The following is a 20,403-nucleotide window of genomic DNA, read 5'->3' as shown; positions in this document are numbered from 1 at the left end:
TATGCTCAGGCTATTGGGACTGGCTTTACGTTCCGCTTCCGCGAATGGTTGCGGCGGAGTGATCAAGGCCGAATAAAAATCCAGGCCGGTTGGCAGCGTCGCCGATCGGCTGAGGTGGCCAAGCTTCCGGCAGCGAATGTCCGGTCAGCCGATACGCGGAGTGCGCGTAGCGGCGGAGCAATACGGGGGAGGAGTTTCCCGATGGCCATGACTGGAACAGTCAAGTTCTTCAACGGAGAACGCGGCTACGGCTTCATCAAGCCAGATGATGGCGGCCGCGATGTGTTCGTGCACATCACCGCAGTCGAGCGGGCCGGATTGAAGGATCTGACAGAAGGACAGCGCATTACATTCGAGGTTGAACCGGACAAGAAGGGCAAGGGGCCCAAAGCGGTCAACCTCGTGATTTCGTCGTGAGTTGATGCTCGCGTTGGACGCCGACTGAGTTCTTGCTGCGAAAGACTGCGTCGGGCGCGGTATCGCCCCGAGCGTCGAAGGCACGCGGCGTTCGCCTGCCCGTTTAGCGAAGAGGCAAAAAAATCCCGGCGGCTTGCGGCCGCCGGGAGATGCTAACCGACAGTTTCTTTGTTCTCAGAAGCGATAGTTGATGCCGGCCCTTATCAAACCGAACCGGTAACCGTTCGACGCACCTGTAATGACGAAGTTGCTGTTGGCGAGATCGACATAGAGGTATTCGATCTTGGCGCTCCAATTACGGTCAAGGCCCATCTCGGCGCCGGCGCCGAGCGTCCAGCCCGCATTGGTATGGGATTCGGTCAGGCCGAATGTCGTGGCGCGCAGCTCGCCGAACGCGAGACCACCCGTACCGAAGAACATGACGTTGTTGAATGCGAAGCCGGCGCGGCCGCGGACCGTGCCGAACCAGGGATTGGAGAATTTCCACGGCGCGAAGGTTTCCTCCGCGGCGGTCGCCTGAATGTCACCTTCCAGGCCGAACACGAACGATCCGCTCTGCCAATTGTAGCCGGCCTGGACGCCGCCGACGAAGCCGGACGGCTTGGTCGGATTGTTGGCGACCGAGCCCCAGGCATAGCCGAGGCTGACGCCAAGATAGGGACGGGCCCAGCTATCGGAGCGGTACAGCGTGTCGTTGACGGTTAGGGGTGGGCCTGAGCCGTAGAAGTCGGCCGCCCGGGCCGGCGTGGTCAAGCCTGCAGCGCTCAGCGCCAGCGCGGCCACGGCGAACCTGCTCATCACGCAACTCCACGCAACTGCCGCAACCGCCGGGCAACAGGCCGGCCCGGTTACGGAACTCCACTCTATTTCGATAAGATTTATCGAGAGTTTTAAGTTAAAGGGTTGTTAAGCCGGGTTACCTGCCGGCTCATCATTCTTAACAACGGGTTAGCAGGCTTCCTTCATCCAGCGTAGGGTACGCTCCAGGCGCTGGCGATGCAGCCTTGCACCGCATAATTTAGGCCCATGGATCACGATTCCTCCGACCACCCAAAACCCCCGCGGAAAGAGCGGAAGGGTTCCCAACCGGACATGCCGCCACAGGACCTGACCGCCGCCGACGTCGATCCCGCGACGTCAGCCGCCGAGGAGGATGAGGAGGCGCGCCTGCCGGAAGCCGCCGAGGAGCCCGTTGAGGCGATTGCGGAGGGCCCGCTGGCGGTCGGTCACGCGGCCATCGAAAACGCGATGCGGCTGGCCCCGACCTCGCCCGGCGTCTACCGCATGCTCAATGCTGCGGGCGATGTGCTCTATGTCGGCAAGGCGAAAAGCGTCCGCAAGCGGCTCTCCTCCTACGCCCGCGCCAACGCGCCGCTGCCCGCGCGCATCCTGCGGATGATCGCCGCCACTGTGACCGTCGAGATCGTCTCCACCACGACCGAGACCGAGGCGCTGCTGCTCGAAGCCAACCTGATCAAGCAGCTCAGGCCGCGGTTTAACGTGCAACTGCGCGACGACAAGTCGTTTCCCTACATCCTGCTCACCGGCGATCACTGGGCGCCACAAATCCTCAAGCATCGCGGCGCGCAGAGCCGGCCCGGACGATATTTCGGACCGTTCGCATCCGCCGGCGCGGTCAACCGCACGATCACGGCGCTGCAGCGCGCCTTCCTGATCCGCTCCTGCACCGACGGCTTTTTCGAAAGCCGCACGCGGCCGTGCCTGCTCTATCAAATCCGCCGCTGCTCGGGCCCCTGCACCCGCGAGATCGACTTTCCCGGCTATACCGAGCTGGTGCGCGAGGCGACCGATTTTCTTTCCGGCCGCAGCCATGCCGTAAAGGAGCTGCTCGCCGCCGAGATGGAGAAGGCTTCGAACGACCTCGAATTCGAGACTGCCGCGCTGTACCGCGACCGCCTCGCCGCGCTGTCGGCGATCCAGTCGCAGCAGGGCATCAACCCGCGCACCGTCGAAGAGGCCGACATATTCGCCATCCATCAGGAAGGCGGTTACTCCTGCGTGGAAGTATTCTTCTTCCGCACCGGCCAGAACTGGGGCAACCGCGCCTACTTCCCGCGCGCGGAGAAGTCGTTTACGCCGGAGGAAGTGCTGGCCTCGTTCCTGGCGCAATTCTACGACGACAAGCCGCCGCCGAAACTGATCCTGCTGTCGCATGAGATCGAGGAAAGCGCGCTGCTGGCCGACGCGCTGTGCGTCAAGGCCGGCTACAAGGTCGAAATCTCGGTGCCGAAGCGCGGCGAGAAAAAGGAATTGGTTGCGCACGCGCTGACCAATGCGCGCGAGGCGCTCGGCCGCAAGCTCGCCGACACCGCAACGCAGAGCCGGCTGCTGGAATCGATGGCCGCTACGCTTACCCTGCCGCAGGTGCCGAAGCGGATCGAGGTCTACGACAACAGCCATATCCAGGGCACCAACGCAGTCGGTGCCATGATCGTGGCGGGACCAGATGGCTTCATCAAGAACCAGTACCGCAAGTTCAACATCAAGTCCGAGGGACTGACACCCGGCGACGATTACGCAATGATGCGCGAAGTGCTGGAGCGGCGCTTCAAGCGTCTGTTGAAGCCGCCGGAGGGCGATGCCGCCAAGGCGAAGGCAGACGATGATTCGTTTCCGCAATGGCCGGACCTCGTCATCATCGACGGCGGCCGCGGCCAGCTCAACGCTGTCAGGGAGATTTTCGCCAGCCTCGGCCTTACCCAGGTCTCGCTGATGGCCGTGGCGAAAGGCCCGGACCGCGATGCCGGACGGGAAACCCTGTTCATGCCGGACCGTGAAGCCATCAAGCTCGAGCCGCGCGATCCCGTGCTGTATTTCATCCAGCGGCTGCGCGACGAGGCGCATCGCTTCGTGATCGGCTCGCACCGCAAATTGCGGAAAAAGGACCTAAGGGAGGCCGGCCTGCAGGAAATCCCTGGGATCGGCCCGTCACGCAAACGTGCCTTGCTGCACCACTTCGGAACGCTGAAGGAGATCGAGCGGGCCTCGATCGCGGACCTCGGCAAGGTTCCGGGCGTTAGCGCCGAAAGCGCCCGCAAGATCTTCGAGTTTTTCCATGCGCAGCCGGGTTAACAGGACTTGTTAACGGGACTTATTAACGGGACTTAGAGCTTCAGGGGACTCGGAGCCGGAAAGCATGTCATTGGGGCGTCGCCTGCGACAGATGATCTAGGTCCGCAAGGTTGACCTTCACGTTCCAGCGGTATTGGTAAGACGGATGAACATCGCAACGACAAGGGGACAGGGCAAAACCCTGTCCATACCGAATATCCTGACTTACGCCCGCATTGCCGCCATCCCGGTGGTAGTCGGCTGCGTCTTTGCCCAATCCATCCTGGACGGTCCGCTGTGGCTGCGCTGGGTGGCCTTGGCCGTCTTCATTGCGGCCGGCGTCACCGATTACCTCGATGGCTATTACGCCCGGATCTGGGACCAGCAATCGGCCTTCGGACGGATGCTCGACCCGATCGCCGACAAGCTCCTGGTGGCATCATGCCTGCTGATGCTGGCGGCCGACAACTCGATCCACGGCTGGACCCTGTGGGCAGCCATTGTGATCCTGTGCCGCGAGATCCTGGTCTCGGGCCTGCGGGAATATCTGGCGGCGCTGCGGGTCAGCGTGCCCGTGACCAAGCTGGCGAAATGGAAGACCACAATTCAGCTGGTCGCGATCGGCTTTTTGATCGCCGGCGAAGCCGGCGAGCAGATCCTGCCGGCCACCACGCTGATCGGCATCATCCTGCTGTGGATGTCGGCGATCTTCACGATCTACACCGGATGGGACTATTTCCGCGCCGGCATCCATCACCTCATCAAGGAGGACGAGGGATGAAGGTCAAATATTTCGCCTGGGTACGTGAGCGGATTGGCCTGGCGGAAGAGACCGTCGAGCCGCCGGCGGACGTGCGCACGGTGAACGATTTGATCGATTGGCTCTCGCGGCGCGGCGAGGCTTACGCCTACGCCTTCGAGAAACCGAAGATCATCCGCGCCGCGATCGACCACGCCCATGTTAAGCCGGACGCCGTGATATCGGGCGCGCGCGAGATTGCGTTCTTCCCGCCGATGACCGGCGGTTGACCTCCGCCATGCCGGTCACCGCGACCATTCGCATCCAGCAGGCCGACTTCGAGCCGGCGCAGGAGATAGCAGCGCTCACCAATGGCCGCACCGATATCGGCGCGGTCGTCACGTTCAGCGGCGTCTGCCGCGGCAGCGAGAACGGCGCGCCGATCGCGGCGCTGACGCTCGAACATTATCCCGGCATGGCGGAAGCCGAGATCGGCCGTCACGCCGACGAGGCGCTGGCGCGCTGGCCGTTGCAGGGCCTCACCGTCATTCACCGGTTCGGCCGTATTGCACCGGGCGAGAACATCGTGCTGGTCGTGACCGCATCGGCACATCGGCAGGCGGCCTTCGAGGCCGCGGAATTTCTGATGGACTATTTGAAAACCAGCGCGCCGTTCTGGAAGCGCGAGGAAGGCGAAAACGGCGCGGCCTGGGTCGAGGCGCGCGACCACGACGACGCGGCCGCCGCGCGCTGGGCCAAATCCTGATGGCCAAAGCCAGGAAAGCGGTGGCGCGGCGCGGCGCCGGCCAAACCAGATTGCCCAAGGTCGGCTCGGGCGAATTGCTGACGCTGCTCGACTTCCTCCGCTACGCCGTCAGCCGCTTCACCGAGGCCAAGCTGGTGTTCGCGCACGGCACCACCGATCCGGTGGCTGAGGCCGCATTCATCGTCTGCGCGGCGCTGCACCTGCACCCCGACCAGTTCGAGACGTTTGCGACCGCGCGCGTCACCACCATCGAGGGCCGCAAGATACTCGATCTGATCGCGCGCCGCGTCACGACGCGAAAGCCCGCCGCCTACCTCGTCAACAAGATCTACCTGCGCGGCCTGCCCTTCTATGTCGACGAACGCACCATCGTGCCGCGCTCCTTCATTGGCGAATTGCTCGACGATCACTTTGCCGGCGATGGCGACGACGAAGCCGGTTCGCTGATCTCGGATCCGCTTGCGGTGGAAAGCGTGCTCGACCTCTGCACCGGTTCGGGCTGCCTTGCCATCCTGGCCAGCCGGAATTTTCCGAACGCCGAAATCGACGCTGTCGATATTTCAAAGGATGCGCTCGAAGTCGCCGCACGCAATGTCGGGGATTACGGGCTGCAGGACCGTCTCACGCTGTATCGCGGCGACCTGTTCAAGCCGCTTGGCGGCAAACGGTACGACCTGATCATCTCCAATCCGCCCTATGTCGACGCCGAAGGCATGGCCGGTCTGCCGCGCGAATGCCGCGCCGAGCCGAAGCTTGCCTTCGACGGCGGCGCCGACGGGATCGATGTCGTCCGCCGCATCCTCGACGAGGCCGCCGCGCATCTGACGCCGCAGGGCGGGCTACTATGCGAGGTCGGCCGCTGCCGCCCGCAGCTCGAGGCCGCCTATCCGCACCTGCCGCTGCTCTGGCTCGACACTGAGGATTCCGAGGGCGAAGTGTTCTGGATCGCCGCCTCCGATCTCTAGAGCCCCTTTTCGGGGCTCCATTCTGATTTGACGCGTTTTCTTCACGCGAACCGGGACACTTCGCTCGAAAACGCTATGGCTGTCGTTGCGCGGAAATATCACGGCGCGCCGACGTTCCCGTTGAACGGGGAAAATGATAGTTTGGCACGAGCCCAACGTTCCAAACGTCAAAGAGGCCGCCCCATGCTGGACAAGAGCCCCCGCCCGACCCCTGTCAATGTTCCGAACGATCTCGCCGCGCACTGGATGCCGTTCACCGCGAACCGGGCGTTCAAGAAGAACCCGCGGCTGCTCGCCGGCGCCAAGGACATGCATTACTTCACCGCCGACGGCCGCAAGCTGATCGATGCCGCCGCCGGGATGTGGTGCACCAATGCCGGCCATGGCCGCACGCAAATTTCGGAAGCCATCGCCAAAATGGCCGCGACGCTGGACTATGCGCCGCCGTTCCAGTTCGGCATTCCGCAGGCCTTCGAGCTTGCCAGCCGCATCGCCGAGCTAGCGCCTGATGGCCTCGACCATGTCTTCTTCTGCAACTCGGGCTCCGAGGCGGCCGATACCGCGCTGAAGATTGCGCTCGCCTATCACCAGGTCAGCGGCCAAGGCGGCCGTTCGCGCCTGATCGGCCGGGTGCGCGGCTATCACGGCGTCGGCTTCGGCGGCACCGCCGTTGGCGGCATCGTCGGCAACCGCAAGATCTTTGGCTCGCTGTTGTCGGGCGTCGACCATCTACCGGCGACCTATGACCGCGAGAAGCAGGCCTTCACCAAGGGAGAGCCGGAGTACGGCGTGCATTTCGCCGATGCGCTGGAGGATCTCGTCAACCTGCATGGCGCCAACACCATCGCCGCCGTGATCGTCGAGCCGATGGCCGGGTCGACCGGCGTGCTGGCAGCGCCCAAGGGCTATCTCAAGCGGCTGCGCGAGATCACCCATAAGCACGGCATTCTCCTGATCTTCGACGAGGTGATCACCGGCTTCGGCCGGCTCGGCTTTGCCTTTGCCGCCGAGCGCTACGGCGTGCTGCCTGACATGATCACGTTTGCCAAGGGCGTCACCAATGGCGCCGCCCCGATGGGCGGCGTGCTGGTGCGCGACACCATCCATGACGCCTTCATGACCGGCCCCGAGCACGTCGCCGAGCTGACCCATGGCTACACCTATTCGGCGCATCCGCTGGCCTGCGCAGCGGCGCTTGCCACACTCGACATCTACCGCGACGAGAAGCTGTTCGAGCGTGCCAACCAGCTCGAGCCGAAGTTCGCTGACGCCGTGATGTCGTTGAAGGACCTGCCCAACGTGGTCGACATCCGCACCGTGGGCATGACGGCCGGCATCGACCTTGCGCCGTCGGCGGACGGGGTCGGCAAGCGCGGCTTTGCCGGACTCAACAGCGCCTTCCACGACAATGACATCATGCTCCGCGCCGTCGGCGACACGCTGGCGCTGACCCCGCCTTTGATCGTCACCGAGGACCAGATCGGCGAGATCGTGGACAAGGTCGGCAAGGTGATCCGGGCGGTCGCGTAGACGCCGCTCTCGCGCCCCGGCCTTGAGCCGGGGCCCATCTCGCCGCGATCCCGACCGTCGACATGTGTCCCGGCTCAAGGCCGGGACACGCGACGTAAACACGTTGGAAAGCATTACAAGTTCCGACCGTGTCCAAAGAACACTAGCTTTGCGAATCAACATTGATGCTAAGGTTGCTGCGCTTGGGAGCGCAGACGGACCGTGCCTGCAACTTCCGTGTTTTCCCGGGTGAAGACCGTTCGGACCTGAGGGCGTAGCGCGCGACATGATTCGCATTTCGACGATTTTCATCGCCATCTGCATGGTGCTGGTTGCAGCCTCCCTCGGCCTCGCCCTGCATGCGCTGGCCGGCTTCACCGGCACAGAGTCTGCCATCGTGGCGCTCACCGCGCTGACCTTCCTGATCCTCTACAACGCCGTGTCGATGCGGCTGCGCGACCGTTCCGACGTCGGCGGCCAGATCGCCGATCTTTCCCGCGGCACCGCCGACCTTGCCCGGCAGGTCGCCGAGTTCGGCCGCCGGCTCGCCGCCGTCGAGGGACGGATCGTGTCGGCCAATTCTGCCAGTTCCGATCGCATCCAGGCCGTTGTCGGCGAAATCAGCGAACTCGGCGTGCTGGTCAAGCAACTGGCGGTCTCGGTGGCGAGCCACGAGGATCTCATCGCCGCCAGCGCGGCGGCTGCGGCGGCAGCCCCTGCGGCCAACCCTGATCCGGAGCCGCAGTACGAGCCTGCCCCCGCGCTGGTGCAGTCTGCGCCTGCCGTCATCAGGCCCGCACCGGCGGCCATGGCTCCGAGACCGGCGGCAGCTGCTCCGGAAGCGGCTTCTCGCCACCAATCCCAACTGCTCGCCGCCGTGAAGAACGCCCTCGAGGAAAGCAGGCTCGACATCTACCTGCAGCCGATGGTGACGCTGCCGCAGCGCAAGGTGCGCTTCTACGAGGCGGTGACGCGGCTGCGCGACGAACGGGACCAGATCATCGCCGCCGATGATTTCATCGCCGCCGCCGAAGCCGGCGGGCTGATCGGCAAGATCGACCACATGGTGATGCTGCGCTGTGTGCAGGTGCTGCGCCGCCTGATGGTGCGCAACAAGGACGTCGGTGTGTTCTGCAATGTCTCGGCGGCGACGCTCGGCAATCCCGCCAATTTCGCCCAATGCCTCGACTTCCTCGAAGCCAATCGGGCGCTCGCGCCGTCCTTCGTGCTCGAATTCAAGCAGGCGATGTTCCGCCGGCTCGGTCCGATCGAGGTCGAGCACCTTGCCGCGTTGTCGCAGCGCGGCTACCGCTTCTCGATCGACCATGTCACCGACCTCAGGATTGAGCCGCGCGAGCTGGCCGACCGCGGCGTCCGCTTCATCAAGGTGCCGGCGGCCTTGCTGCTCGACCCCAAGCAGAGCTCGGCCTCGGACATTCACCCCTCAGACCTTTCCGATCTGCTCGGCCGCTTCGGCATCGACCTGATCGCCGAAAAGATCGAGGGCGAGCGCGCGGTGGTGGACCTGCTCGACTACGATGTGCGCTTCGGCCAGGGTTTCCTGTTTGCGCCACCGCGGCCGTTGCGGCCCGAGGGCGCATCTGCTACCGGCGGGGCCACGACGAACAAGGAATCCGGCACTCCCAATGGCTCCAGCATCCCCGTTCCCGTGGCAAGCCAGCCCGCCCAGCCTTCGGTACGGGCGACCGGCAATGCCGCCCTGGCTCGCCGTGCCGCGGGACCGGCCTAGCAGGTTTTCGAAATCATGACCTCCTTGCGGTTCGTCGAGCGGCTGCGCGACGTCGTGGACGGCGTCGAGGTCATCCTCTCCGACATCTGGGGCGTGGTGCATAACGGGCTGGAATCCTTTCCCGAAGCCTGCGAGGCGCTGCACACCTGCCGCCAGCGCGGCGCCACCGTCATCCTGATCACCAATGCGCCGCGGCCGGCCGATTCCGTGCAGCGCCAGTTGCGCAAGCTCGGCGTCGCCGATGAAACCTACGACGCCATCGTCAGTTCAGGCGACCTGACGCGGAATTTCGTCGCCGACCACCCCGGCAAAAAGATGTTCTGGCTCGGCCCGGAGCGGGATTCCTCGATCTATCGCGGGCTCGACGCCGTGACGGCGCCGCTGCAAGAGGCCGACTACATCGTCTGCACCGGCCTGTTCGACGACGAAACCGAATCGGCGGAAGACTATCGCGCGATGATGCTACAGGCACGCGAGCACAAGCTGCCGCTGATCTGCGCCAACCCCGACATCGTCGTCGAACGCGGCGACCGGCTGATCTATTGCGCCGGCGCGATCGCCGAGCTCTATCGCGAGCTCGGCGGCGAGGCGATCTTCTACGGCAAGCCGCACCGGCCGATCTATGAACGCGCCATGGCGCTCGCCGCCGAGCGCCGCGGCCGGCCCACTGCGCTCGACCGGGTGCTGGCGATCGGGGATTCGGTGCGGACCGACCTCACCGGCGCGCATGGCTTCGGGATCGACTGTCTTTTCCTGACCCGCGGCATCCATTCCGAGGAATTCGAGGGCATCGACCAGCTCGATCCGGCCTCGGTGAAGGAGCTGTTCGGCCACCCGCCCCGCGCGCTGATGCGCGAGCTGCGGTGGTAGACGCGCGTTCCCCGGACGCAGCGCAGCACCGTAAGCGCGTTCACGCGCGTCTTCGACGCGCTATGCTGGTGCGCTGCTGATCCGGGGTCCATTGTGGTAGAAGCAATAGTCCCGGCTCTGCGGCGCATCGCCAAAGAGGCGCTGCACCGCTTCCGGGACACGAAACCTTACGCCGTCGCCATATCAGGGAAGACCGCTTCGATCTTGGTCTTCAGCGTCGCCGCGTTGAACGGCTTGACGATGTAATTGTTCACGCCGGCCTTCTTGGCGGCGATCACGTTCTCGGTCTTTGATTCGGCGGTGATCATGATGAAGGGCGTGGTGGCCAGGTTGGGGTCGGCGCGGACTTCCTTGAGCAGGTCGTAGCCGGTCATCGGCTCCATGTTCCAGTCCGAGATCACGAGCCCGTATTTCTTGCTGCGCATCTTGTTCAGCGCGGCCGAGCCGTCGCTGGCATCGTCGATGTTGTCGAAGCCGAGCTGCTTCAAAAGATTTCGGATGATGCGGATCATGGTGCTGTAGTCATCAACCACCAGAACCGGCATGGACAAATCAACCGCCATCTTTTCCCCCACTCAACGCTGACGCCACAAACTATCGACAGGCCCTGCGCGACCCGCAGACCTCCCCCCAACCTCTAGCATCAGCCCTTAAACAGCCCGTAAACGGCCCGAGACGGATTGCATCCGTTTGGGGTTCGCCCCTCCCCGCTTGACTTCGATGGGGGCCCCGCGTCACGGTCCGGCCCCGTTCACCCCAGCCGAAATTGCCAAGAATCCCTGAAATGACCGGTTTCACCGTTATCCGAGACACCACCCCCGCTGCCGACATCCCCCGCGGGGCGGTGGTTGCGATGGGCAATTTCGACGGCGTCCATCTCGGCCACCGGGCCGTGATCGAGGCCGCCCTGCAGATGGGCCGGGCCCACGGCAAACCGGCATTCGCCCTCACTTTCGAGCCGCACCCCCGCACCTTTTTCAGCCCGAACAGCCCCCAGTTTCGCCTCTCCGACGAGACCAATAAGCTACGGCTGCTGGCTGGCACAGGACTCGCCGGTGCTGTCGTGATGACCTTCGACAGGGCGCGGGCCGGAACCTCGGCGCAAGATTTCATTCACCATGATCTGATCGGGCGCCTCGGCGTCAGCGGGATTGCGGTCGGCTACGACTTTCATTTCGGCAAGGGGCGCGCCGGCTCGCCGAGCCTTCTGGTCAGCGAGGGGCCGCGGCTCGGCATCGAGATCGACGTCCAGGCCCATGTCGACATCGAGGAACGGCCGGTGTCCTCCAGCGCGATCCGCATGGCGCTGGCGGAGGGCCAGATCGACGAAGCCGCTGCCATGCTGGGCGGGCCGTGGTTCGTCAGCGGCGAGGTGATCCACGGCGAGAAGCGCGGCCGCGATCTCGGCTACCCCACCGCCAACATCCGCCTCGACAAGAATTGCAGCCTCAAGCACGGCATCTATGCGGTGCGGGTCGGCCGCGGGGCCGAACGGTTCGATGCGGTCGCCAGCTTCGGCCGCCGCCCGACCTTCGACAATGGCGCGCCGCTGCTCGAGGTATTCCTGTTCGACTTCGAGGGCGACCTCTATGGCAGCGTGCTCGACGTCGCCTTCATCGGTTTCATCCGAGATGAACTTAAATTCGACTCGATCGACGCGCTGATCAGGCAAATGGACGACGATACCGCCAGGGCCCGCGAACGGCTGGCCGCCGCGCCCGACGCGTTTCCGAAGCTTGGAGAAATCGGTTGAGCAAGACCGAGAAGCAAAAAATGCTGGCGGGCGAACTCTATCGGCCCGGCGATAGCGAACTGCAGGCGGATGCTGCCGCCAACAAGGCCTGGCTGGCGCGCTATAACGCGGCGCTTGCGGCGCCCGTGGCCGAGCGTCACGCGCTGCTGTCGGCGCATTTCGGCCATGTCGGCCGAGCCGCCGTGATCCGTCCGCCGTTCTTTTGCGACTATGGCTACAACATCCGCCTCGGCGACGAGGTGTTTCTAAACTTCAACTGTGTCATCCTCGACGTGGTGGAAGTGACGATCGGCGACCGCACCCAGATCGGACCGGCAACCCAGATCTATGCCGCCGACCACCCGCGCGATGCAGAAACCCGGCGAACCGGCCTCGAATTTGGCCGCCCGGTGCGGATCGGCAGCGATGTCTGGATCGGCGGCGGCGCCATTATCCTGCCCGGCGTCACGATCGGCGACGGCGCCGTGATCGGCGCGGGCAGCGTGGTCACACGGGACGTCGCTCCCGGCGTCACGGTAGCTGGAAATCCGGCCCGGCCGCGTCGGACTTGAATTCCGCAGCCTTTGCGATTTTCCCGGCCCCCTGCTATGGAAAGCCCCATGTTTGCGCGGCGCACCATGAGCATTAGGGGCCCGGCTTCCGCCTGAGCGTCCGCTCGGCGCAAGACCGGGATCTTCGCCTTTCAGCCGCTCCTTCCCAGCGTTTCCGCGCCGTCTCCGAGCCAAACCAGAGCATTCATGTCCCAAGAGCCGCAAAAGTCCGACGGAACTGACTATTCGAAAACCCTGTTCCTGCCGCAGACGGAATTTCCGATGCGCGCCGGCCTGCCGCAGCGCGAGCCGGAAATCCTCAAATACTGGAACGAGATCGACCTCTACGGAAAGCTGCGCGACGATGCGCGCGGCCGCGCCAAGTTCGTGCTGCATGACGGGCCGCCCTACGCCAACGGCAACATCCATATCGGGCACGCGCTGAACAAGATCCTCAAGGACGTGGTGACCAAGAGCCAGCAGATGCTCGGCTTCGACTCCAACTACGTCCCGGGCTGGGACTGTCACGGCCTGCCGATCGAATGGAAGATCGAGGAAGAGAACTACCGCTCCAAGGGCAAGCCGAAGCCGGATTTTCGCGCCTCCACCGCGATGGTGGAATTCCGCAAGGAGTGCCGCGCCTATGCGACGCACTGGCTCAACGTGCAGCGCGAGGAATTCAAGCGGCTCGGCATCATCGGCGACTGGGATCATCCCTACGCCACCATGAGCTATCCGGCAGAAGCGCAGATCGCGCGCGAACTGATGAAGTTCGCCGCCAACGGCACGCTATATCGCGGCTCCAAGCCGGTGATGTGGAGCGTGGTCGAGAAGACCGCACTCGCCGAAGCCGAGGTCGAATACGAGGACTACACCTCCGACATGGTGTGGGTGAAGTTTCCGGTCACTTCGCCGGCGCATGGCGTGCTCGCCGAGGCATCGATCGTGATCTGGACCACGACACCGTGGACGCTGCCAGGCAACCGCGCCATCTCGTTCTCGCCGAAGATCGCCTATGGCCTCTACAAGGTCACCGACGCGCCGGCGGACAATTGGGCGAAGACCGGTGACCTGCTCATCCTCGCCGACGCGCTTGCGGCAGACGTCTTCAAACAGGCACGCGTCACCGGCTATGAGAAGGTGCGCGATCTGCCGGGCGATACGCTCGATGCGGTGGAATGCGCCCATCCTTTGAAAGGCTTTGGCGGCGGGTATGAATTCACGGTGCCGCTATTGCCCGGCGACCATGTCACCGATGACACCGGCACCGGCTTCGTCCATACCGCGCCCGGCCACGGCCGCGAAGACTTCGACGTCTGGACGGCGAACACGCGTGACCTCGACGCGCGCGGCATCAATACCGCGATCCCCTATACCGTCGACGAGAACGGCGCCTACACCGACCACGCCCCCGGCTTCATCGGAAAGCGCGTAATCAACGACAAGGGCGAAAAGGGCGACGCCAACGACGCCGTGATCAAGGCGCTGGTCGAGGCCGGCAAGCTTTTGGCGCGCGGACGGCTCAAGCACCAATATCCGCATTCCTGGCGCTCCAAGAAGCCGGTGATCTTCCGCAACACACCGCAATGGTTCATCGCGATGGACAAGGACATTGCGGCCGACGGCAAGACCAGGCACGGCGACACGCTGCGCGCCCGCGCGCTGCACGCGATCTCGGTGACGCAGTGGGTGCCCCCGTCCGGGCAGAACCGCATCAACGGCATGATCGCCGGCCGCCCGGACTGGGTCATCTCGCGCCAGCGCGCCTGGGGCGTGCCGATCGCGGTGTTCGTGCGCGAGAACGGCGACGGCTCGGCCGAGATCCTGCAGGACGAAATCGTCAACCAGCGCATCGTCGAAGCCTTCATGGAAGAGGGCGCCGACGCCTGGTACACGGACGGCGCGCGCGAGCGCTTTCTCGGGGATCGTTCAGCTGAAGACTGGAAGAAGGTCGACGATATCTGCGACGTCTGGTTCGATTCCGGCTCGACCCACGCCTTCGTGCTGGAAGACCGCCAGAACTTCCCCAATCTCGGCAACATCGTTCGCAAGATCGATGGCGGCGAGGATACCGTGATGTATCTCGAAGGCTCTGACCAGCATCGCGGCTGGTTCCATTCCTCGCTGCTGGAAAGCGCCGGCACCCGCGGCCGCGCGCCGTATGACGTCGTGCTGACCCACGGCTTCACGCTGGACGAGAACGGCCGCAAGATGTCGAAATCGCTCGGCAACACCGTCGAGCCGCAGAAGGTGATGAAGGATTCCGGCGCCGATATCCTCCGCCTCTGGGTCTGCGCCACCGATTACGCCGACGATCAGCGCATCGGTCCCGAGATCCTCAAGAACACCATCGAGACCTATCGCAAGCTGCGCAATTCGATCCGCTGGATGCTCGGCACGCTGCATCATTTCCGCCCCTCCGAGGCCATCGACCATGCCGAGATGCCCGAGCTGGAGCGGCTGATGCTGCACGAGCTGGCGAAGCGCGCTACGATCGTGCGGAGCGCCTATGCCGAGTTCGACTACAAGACGGTGGTCGCGACCCTCGCCGCGTTCATGAACACCGAATTGTCAGCGTTCTATTTCGACATCCGCAAGGACACGCTGTACTGCGATCCGCCGTCGTCGACGGCGCGCAAGGCGGCGCTGACCGCGATCGACATCATCTGCGATGCGATCCTGCGCTGGCTGGCGCCGGTGCTCAGCTTCACGACCGAAGAGGCGTGGCGGATGTACAAGCCGAATGCGGAAGCCTCGGTCCACCTGACGCTGTTCCCGGAAGGCTTCGATCAGTTCCGCGACGATGCACTCGCCGCCAAATGGGAAACCATTCGCGACGTCCGCCGTGTCGTTACCGGTGCGCTCGAACTGGAGCGTGCGGCCAAGAACATCGGCTCCTCGCTGGAGGCCTCGCCGCTGGTCTATGTGTCCGACAAGAACGTCTTCACGACGCTGTTCGATGTCGACATGGCGGAAGTCTGCATCACCTCGAATGCAATGGTCACCAATGACGACGCGCCGGCTGGCGCGTTCACCCTCGCCGATGTGCCAGGTGTTGCCGTCGTCGTTGAAAAGGCCGTGGGCACCAAATGCGCAAGGTCGTGGAAGATCCTCCCCACGGTCGGCGAAGACGCCGAATATCCCGACGTCTCCCCGCGCGACGCGCAGGCCTTGCGGGAGTGGAAGGCACTCGCCGCAGGTGAGAAGCCGGTGGACGCCGTCCAAGAGACCGCCAAGCCTGTTGCATTGGTCGAGACGCCGGCCGTCGAACAAATGCAGCAGCCAGAGGAAGCGTCCGAGCCAGCCGATTCGGAAAGCGTGATGGTTGCCAAGCCGGAGAAGAAGGTCAGGGCCAAGAAGCCTCCGGCAAGCGTGGCGGCTGAGGAACCGAGCCAACCGGTCAAGACCAAGAAGGTTGCAGCGGCCAAGAGGGCTGTCGAAGCCGACAAGGCCGAACAGACCAAACAACCCAAAGCCTCGAAGGCCAGCGCCAAGAAGGCGAAGAAAGCCAAGGCCACGAAGGCAGCCAAATCCAAAAGGACTTCCCCGGCAAAGAAAGGGGCCAAAAAGGCAGCGACTAAGACTGCGGCCAAGAAGGCAAAAAAGAAAACGGCCAAAAAGGCCGCGAAGAAGCCGTCGGCGGCCAAGAACAAGAGCAAGGCCAAGAAGAAAAAAAAGGCCAGATAAGTGTCTGGCCGCGAGCACGCGCGTACCCCTCACCTTCGCGCCGGCGCCATTGCGGCGGTGGCGACGCTGGTGATCGACCAGGCCTCGAAGCTATGGCTCCTCTACGCGTTCGATCTCGCCAATCGCGGCGCGGTCCGCGTTACGCCGTTCTTCGACCTCGTGCTCGCGTGGAATGTCGGGATCAGTTTTGGCTGGTTCCAGAGCGATAACCAGCTCGCCCAGCTCGCGCTGATGGCGATCAAGGCGATCGCCGTGATCGTGCTGGGGATCTGGATGGCGCGCTCCAGCACGCTGCTGGCGACGCTGGCGCTGGGCCTGATCATCGGCGGCGCGGTGGGCAATGGCATCGACCGCTTCCTGCACGGCGCGGTGGTGGACTTCGCCCTGTTCCATATCGAGATCGGGGGAAAAACCTTCAATTGGTATGTGTTTAATCTGGCCGATGTGGCCATTGTTGCCGGGGTAGCGGGCCTATTGTATGACTCGTTCCTCGGGGTACCCGCCGCAAAAGCGCCCTGATCCCGGCCGATACGGACCCTTGCGGCAAGGGGTTGTTACATCCGTCAGACCGGCCCCTGCCAGTCGCAGAAATTGTGAATGGGAACAGCGCGATGCGCGAGACCGATGCCCGCTTCTGGATGCTGCAGACCAGCTCGCTGAGCCGAGTGTTGCGGTTCGCTGCGATTGCCCTCGGCATCGGCCTGGTGATGGCCGCCGGCCCGGTGCGCGCCGACGACGATGAAGACGAGGACGACAAGACCTTCGAAGAGAAGATCATCGAAGGCATCATGCGCGGCATCGGCGGCACCAACATGGAAAACCGCGGCATCGAATACCGCGAGCGCTCCCCGCTGGTGGTGCCCCCCAAGCTCGATTTGCCGCCGCCATCCGCGACTGCGGCAGAAGCAAAGGTGCCGAACTGGCCGAAGGATCACGACGAGCAGCGCCGCAAGGCAGCGGCCGCCGCGCGCAAAAAGGAGAACAAGGACCCGCGCGAAGCGTCCCGCATCCTGACGCCGGCCGAACTCGCGGTAGGTAAGACCGCCGCACCCTCGCGCAACAACAATGATCCGATTCAGCCCGGCGTCACGAACACCAATCCGATTCTCAGCCCGTCGCAGCTCGGCTATAGCGGCGGCTTCAGCGGCCTGTTCGGCGGCAACAAGACCGAGACAGCGCCGTTCAAGGGCGAGCCGACGCGGGAGTCGCTGACCCAGCCGCCGCCCGGCTATCAGACACCGTCGTCGAACTTCGCCTACGGCACCGGGCCGAAGGAATCGCTGAACAAGGAATACAATCCGGCCGCCGGCAAGTATGGCGAATAGTTAAGTATGGCGAATAGTTAAGCCGATCTCTCGCCTTCGTGACGATGGACGATACCGGCGCGGTGTACGATGCCGCGGTTTGATCCCGATTGGATTGGTCGGGTTATTTTCTAACATTTGCGCGAATTCCTGTCGCAGGACCGGTATTCGGTTTTGCGGGATAAGCGCCAGATAGGTCATGATGTCCTCACACCGCTTTGCCGCCTCGCTCGTTGCCGCCTTCATCTCAACGTTCGCTTTCTCCGCCGGCAGCGCAGTCGCCCAGACCACGGTCACGTCGGAACGTCCCGCCAACTTCACCCTCGACAACGGCCTGCAAGTCCTGGTGATCCCGGATCACCGCACGCCCGTCGTGACGCAGATGATCTGGTACAAGGTCGGCTCCGCCGACGAGACGCCGGGCAAATCGGGCCTCGCGCATTTCCTCGAACATTTGATGTTCAAGGGCACCGCCAAGCATCCCGCCGGTGAGTTCTCCCAGACCGTGCTGCGGATCGGCGGCAACGAGAACGCCTTCACATCGCTCGACTACACCGGTTATTTCCAGCGCGTGCCGCGCGAGCATCTAGCAAAGATGATGGAGTTCGAGGCCGATCGCATGACCGGCCTGATCCTCAAGGACGAGAACGTGCTGCCCGAGCGCGACGTCGTGCTCGAGGAATTCAACATGCGGGTCGCCAATAATCCGGATGCGCGGCTGAGCGAGCAGATCATGGCGGCGCTCTATCTCAACCATCCCTATGGCCGGCCGGTCATCGGCTGGCGCCAGGAGATCGAGAAGCTGGACCGCGAGGATGCGCTGGCGTTCTACAAGCGCTTCTACGCGCCGAACAACGCTATCCTGGTGATTGCGGGCGACGTCGACGCTAAGGAAATCCGCCCGATGGTGGAAAAGGCCTATGGCGGCATTCCCGCCCAGCCGGCGATATCAGCGCACCGCCTTCGTCCGCAGGAGCCGGTGCCCGCGGCGCCGCGCACGGTGACGCTGGCCGATCCGCGCGTCGAGCAGCCCAGCCTGCGGCGCTCTTATCTCGTGCCCTCCTCCACGACCGCGGCGGCCGGCGAAGGCCCGGCGCTCGACGTGCTCGCGCAGCTGATGGGCGGCGGCTCCAACTCCTATCTCTATCGCGCGCTGGTGATCGACCGTCAGCTCGCGACCAGCGCCAGCGCCGGCTATCAGGGCACGGCGCTCGATCCGACGCAGTTCTCGATTTCGGTCACACCAAAGCCCGGCGTTGAGTTTCCGCAGATCGAGCAGGCCATCGACGCCGTCATCGCGGAAGTGATCCAGAATCCTGCCCGCGCCGAGGACCTCGAGCGGGTCAAGACCCAGTTGATCGCGGAAGCGATCTACGCCCAGGACAACCAGGCCACGCTGGCGCGCTGGTATGGCGGTGCGCTGACGACAGGACTTTCCATCGACGACATCAGGAGCTGGCCGGACCGGATTCGCGCCGTCACCGCCGAGCGGGTGCGCGACGCCGCGCAGAAGTGGCTCGACAAGAAACGCTCGGTGACCGGCTATCTGATCAAGGATACCGCGCAAAAACGCGAGGAGAAGCGCTCGTGATCGGTTTTTCGTTTGGCGCGCAGCGCCTCGCATCCGGCCTGATCGCCGGCGCAGTGGTGCTGATGCTGGCGGTGAGCCCGTCGCACGCCGCGGCCAAGATCCAGCGGCTGGTCTCTCCCGGCGGAATCGAAGCGTGGTTCGTGCAGGACGCCACCGTCCCGCTGATCGCGATGGAATATGCCTTCGCCGGCGGCGCCGCCCAGGACGCCCAAGGCAAGCCCGGCATCGGCAACATGGTCGCCGGCCTGCTCGATGAGGGCTCCGGCGATCTCGATTCCAAGACCTTCCACGAACGCCTCGAGCGTCGCGCGATCGAACTCAGCTTTTCATCGACCCGGGACTATTTCCGCGGTTCGCTGCGCATGCTCAAGGACAACAAGGATGAGGCCTTCGGCCTGCTCCATCTGGCGCTGACCTCGCCGCATTTCGATGCCGCCGATGTCGAGCGCATTCGGGCGCAGGTGCTCTCCGGGCTGCGCCGCGACACCACCAATCCGACCTCGCTGGCGAGCCGCAAGTTCCTCGAAGTTGCGTTTGGCGATCACCCCTATGGCCGGCCGGGCAACGGCACGCTCGAGAGCGTGCCGAAGATCGACGTATCAGACATGAAGGATTACGTCCGCCGCGTCATCGCCAAGGATACGCTTCGCATCGCCGTGGTCGGCGATGTGGACGCCGACACGCTCGGCAAGCTCCTGGACAAGACGTTCGGCACCTTGCCGGCCAAGGCCAACCTCACGGCCTTGCCCGAGGTGGAGGCCACCAGGCCGCCACAGCGCGCCTTCGTGCCGCTGGACGTGCCGCAGACCGTGGTGACGTTCGGCGGCCCCGGCTTCCGCCGCCACGATCCGGATTTCATGGCCGCCTATGTCGTGAATCACATCCTCGGCGGCGGCGGATTGTCGTCCCGGCTTTACAAGGAGGTCCGCGAAAAGCGCGGCCTTGCCTACTCCGTCTATGAATCCCTGCTTTGGATGGATCGCTCGGCCCTGTTCATCGGCAACACCGGCACCCGCGCCGACCGCGCCGGCGAGACCGTCGACGCGATCGAGAAGGAGATCCGCCGCATGGCCGAGGAAGGCCCGACCCAGAAGGAGCTCGACGAAGCCAAGTCGTACCTGAAGGGCTCGCAGATGCTGGCCCTCGACACCTCCTCGAAACTTGCCCAGGCACTGCTGCAGTACCAGCTCGACAAGCTGCCCATCGACTACATCGAAAAGCGCAATGCGATTGTCGACGCCGTGACTCTCGAGGACGCCAGGAAGGCCGCAAAGAAGCTGTGGGGCCAGGGCCTGCTCACCGTCATTGTCGGCCGCGCCCCGCAGGCCGCCGCCCAGCCCGCCGCAGCGGCGCCGAAGGCGAACTAGGCGCCCCCCTTTCCCCGTCATGGCCGGGCTTGTCCCGGCCATCCACGTTTTCTATACGCTGATAAGACGTGGATGCCCGGGAA

17 protein-coding genes and 1 pseudogene are annotated in these 20,403 nt (G+C 64.2%); 16 read left to right on the top strand and 2 right to left on the bottom strand.

Annotated features, from left to right (window positions below):
* Positions 1–201 precede the first annotated feature (201 nt).
* Positions 202–417, top strand: a complete 216-nt coding sequence (locus RX331_RS06325) for a cold-shock protein (protein ID WP_028350729.1) — start codon at positions 202–204, stop codon at positions 415–417.
* A 174-nt stretch (positions 418–591) separates the two neighbouring features.
* Here the strand turns inward: RX331_RS06325 and RX331_RS06320 are convergent, their stop codons facing one another.
* The gene (locus tag RX331_RS06320; RefSeq protein ID WP_317255758.1) at positions 592–1,215 is read right to left on the bottom strand and encodes a porin family protein; all 624 of its coding nucleotides are present in this window, start codon (positions 1,213–1,215) and stop codon (positions 592–594) included.
* 228 nt (positions 1,216–1,443) lie between these two features.
* Here RX331_RS06320 and uvrC point away from each other — a divergent pair, with 228 nt between their 5' ends.
* The 8 genes from uvrC to RX331_RS06280 all read left to right on the top strand — a co-directional run bounded on the left by uvrC (position 1,444) and on the right by RX331_RS06280 (position 10,088).
* Positions 1,444–3,510, top strand: a complete 2,067-nt coding sequence (gene uvrC, locus RX331_RS06315) for an excinuclease ABC subunit UvrC (protein WP_317255757.1) — start codon at positions 1,444–1,446, stop codon at positions 3,508–3,510.
* 145 nt (positions 3,511–3,655) lie between these two features.
* Complete coding sequence (gene pgsA, locus RX331_RS06310) at positions 3,656–4,270, top strand: CDP-diacylglycerol--glycerol-3-phosphate 3-phosphatidyltransferase (RefSeq protein ID WP_317255756.1); 615 nt, start codon at positions 3,656–3,658, stop codon at positions 4,268–4,270.
* A complete protein-coding gene (gene moaD / locus RX331_RS06305; protein WP_317255755.1) occupies positions 4,267–4,518 on the top strand; it encodes a molybdopterin converting factor subunit 1 in 252 nt (83 codons plus the stop codon). Before pgsA ends, moaD begins: the two co-directional genes overlap by 4 nt.
* Positions 4,519–4,526: 8 nt before the next feature.
* A complete protein-coding gene (locus RX331_RS06300) occupies positions 4,527–4,994 on the top strand; it encodes a molybdenum cofactor biosynthesis protein MoaE (RefSeq protein WP_317258038.1) in 468 nt (155 codons plus the stop codon).
* Entirely contained in the window at positions 4,994–5,959 is a 966-nt protein-coding gene (gene prmB, locus RX331_RS06295; RefSeq protein WP_317255754.1) for a 50S ribosomal protein L3 N(5)-glutamine methyltransferase, read from the top strand. Before RX331_RS06300 ends, prmB begins: the two co-directional genes overlap by 1 nt.
* Positions 5,960–6,142: 183 nt before the next feature.
* Positions 6,143–7,489 (top strand): aspartate aminotransferase family protein, encoded by a 1,347-nt coding sequence (locus RX331_RS06290; RefSeq protein WP_317255753.1) that lies wholly within the window; start codon positions 6,143–6,145, stop codon positions 7,487–7,489.
* Positions 7,490–7,754: 265 nt separating this feature from the next.
* Positions 7,755–9,218, top strand: a complete 1,464-nt coding sequence (locus RX331_RS06285) for an EAL domain-containing protein (protein ID WP_317255752.1) — start codon at positions 7,755–7,757, stop codon at positions 9,216–9,218.
* Positions 9,219–9,233: 15 nt separating this feature from the next.
* Positions 9,234–10,088, top strand: a complete 855-nt coding sequence (locus RX331_RS06280; protein ID WP_317255751.1) for a TIGR01459 family HAD-type hydrolase — start codon at positions 9,234–9,236, stop codon at positions 10,086–10,088.
* A gap of 167 nt (positions 10,089–10,255) precedes the next feature.
* Here the strand turns inward: RX331_RS06280 and RX331_RS06275 are convergent, their stop codons facing one another.
* The gene (locus RX331_RS06275; RefSeq protein WP_028350718.1) at positions 10,256–10,651 is read right to left on the bottom strand and encodes a response regulator; all 396 of its coding nucleotides are present in this window, start codon (positions 10,649–10,651) and stop codon (positions 10,256–10,258) included.
* A 221-nt stretch (positions 10,652–10,872) separates the two neighbouring features.
* Here RX331_RS06275 and RX331_RS06270 point away from each other — a divergent pair, with 221 nt between their 5' ends.
* The 7 genes and pseudogenes from RX331_RS06270 (at position 10,873) to RX331_RS06240 (ending at position 20,320) form a co-directional block, all read left to right on the top strand.
* Positions 10,873–11,841, top strand: coding sequence for a bifunctional riboflavin kinase/FAD synthetase (locus RX331_RS06270; protein ID WP_317255750.1), 969 nt, complete (start codon positions 10,873–10,875; stop codon positions 11,839–11,841).
* A complete protein-coding gene (locus tag RX331_RS06265; protein ID WP_317255749.1) occupies positions 11,838–12,392 on the top strand; it encodes a sugar O-acetyltransferase in 555 nt (184 codons plus the stop codon). Before RX331_RS06270 ends, RX331_RS06265 begins: the two co-directional genes overlap by 4 nt.
* Before the next feature lie 186 nt (positions 12,393–12,578).
* A pseudogene (ileS, locus tag RX331_RS06260) lies at positions 12,579–15,563 on the top strand (isoleucine--tRNA ligase); the annotation flags it as partial.
* A gap of 495 nt (positions 15,564–16,058) precedes the next feature.
* Positions 16,059–16,577, top strand: a complete 519-nt coding sequence (gene lspA / locus RX331_RS06255) for a signal peptidase II (RefSeq protein WP_317255748.1) — start codon at positions 16,059–16,061, stop codon at positions 16,575–16,577.
* A 92-nt stretch (positions 16,578–16,669) separates the two neighbouring features.
* On the top strand, positions 16,670–17,383 hold the full coding sequence (locus RX331_RS06250; RefSeq protein ID WP_317255747.1) for a hypothetical protein: 714 nt from the start codon (positions 16,670–16,672) through the stop codon (positions 17,381–17,383).
* A 178-nt stretch (positions 17,384–17,561) separates the two neighbouring features.
* Positions 17,562–18,953 carry a M16 family metallopeptidase gene (locus RX331_RS06245; protein ID WP_410708134.1) on the top strand — a complete coding sequence of 464 codons (1,392 nt, stop codon included), beginning with the start codon at positions 17,562–17,564 and terminating at the stop codon, positions 18,951–18,953.
* 62 nt (positions 18,954–19,015) lie between these two features.
* Positions 19,016–20,320: a pitrilysin family protein gene (locus RX331_RS06240; protein WP_317258036.1), complete on the top strand. Its 1,305-nt coding sequence runs from the start codon at positions 19,016–19,018 to the stop codon at positions 20,318–20,320.
* The last annotated feature ends 83 nt before the right edge of the window (positions 20,321–20,403 follow it).

The organism is Bradyrhizobium sp. BWA-3-5 (genome assembly GCF_032917985.1).
Lineage (GTDB): Bacteria > Pseudomonadota > Alphaproteobacteria > Rhizobiales > Xanthobacteraceae > Bradyrhizobium.
This window is presented reverse-complemented; position numbering and strand designations above follow the sequence as displayed.

Bases quoted from the DNA above. Each gene is read 5' to 3' on its own strand.
- RX331_RS06245 (WP_410708134.1), top strand. From the start codon at position 17,562: ATGATGTCCTCACACCGCTTTGCCGCCTCGCTCGTTGCCGCCTTCATC.
- RX331_RS06250 (WP_317255747.1), top strand. From the start codon at position 16,670: ATGCGCGAGACCGATGCCCGCTTCTGGATGCTGCAGACCAGCTCGCTG.
- RX331_RS06270 (WP_317255750.1), top strand. From the start codon at position 10,873: ATGACCGGTTTCACCGTTATCCGAGACACCACCCCCGCTGCCGACATC.
- RX331_RS06325 (WP_028350729.1), top strand. From the start codon at position 202: ATGGCCATGACTGGAACAGTCAAGTTCTTCAACGGAGAACGCGGCTAC.
- prmB (WP_317255754.1), top strand. From the start codon at position 4,994: ATGGCCAAAGCCAGGAAAGCGGTGGCGCGGCGCGGCGCCGGCCAAACC.
- RX331_RS06280 (WP_317255751.1), top strand. From the start codon at position 9,234: ATGACCTCCTTGCGGTTCGTCGAGCGGCTGCGCGACGTCGTGGACGGC.
- RX331_RS06320 (WP_317255758.1), bottom strand. From the start codon at position 1,215: ATGAGCAGGTTCGCCGTGGCCGCGCTGGCGCTGAGCGCTGCAGGCTTG.
- RX331_RS06285 (WP_317255752.1), top strand. From the start codon at position 7,755: ATGATTCGCATTTCGACGATTTTCATCGCCATCTGCATGGTGCTGGTT.
- RX331_RS06240 (WP_317258036.1), top strand. From the start codon at position 19,016: ATGCTGGCGGTGAGCCCGTCGCACGCCGCGGCCAAGATCCAGCGGCTG.
- pgsA (WP_317255756.1), top strand. From the start codon at position 3,656: ATGAACATCGCAACGACAAGGGGACAGGGCAAAACCCTGTCCATACCG.
- moaD (WP_317255755.1), top strand. From the start codon at position 4,267: ATGAAGGTCAAATATTTCGCCTGGGTACGTGAGCGGATTGGCCTGGCG.
- RX331_RS06290 (WP_317255753.1), top strand. From the start codon at position 6,143: ATGCTGGACAAGAGCCCCCGCCCGACCCCTGTCAATGTTCCGAACGAT.
- uvrC (WP_317255757.1), top strand. From the start codon at position 1,444: ATGGATCACGATTCCTCCGACCACCCAAAACCCCCGCGGAAAGAGCGG.
- RX331_RS06275 (WP_028350718.1), bottom strand. From the start codon at position 10,651: ATGGCGGTTGATTTGTCCATGCCGGTTCTGGTGGTTGATGACTACAGC.
- RX331_RS06300 (WP_317258038.1), top strand. From the start codon at position 4,527: ATGCCGGTCACCGCGACCATTCGCATCCAGCAGGCCGACTTCGAGCCG.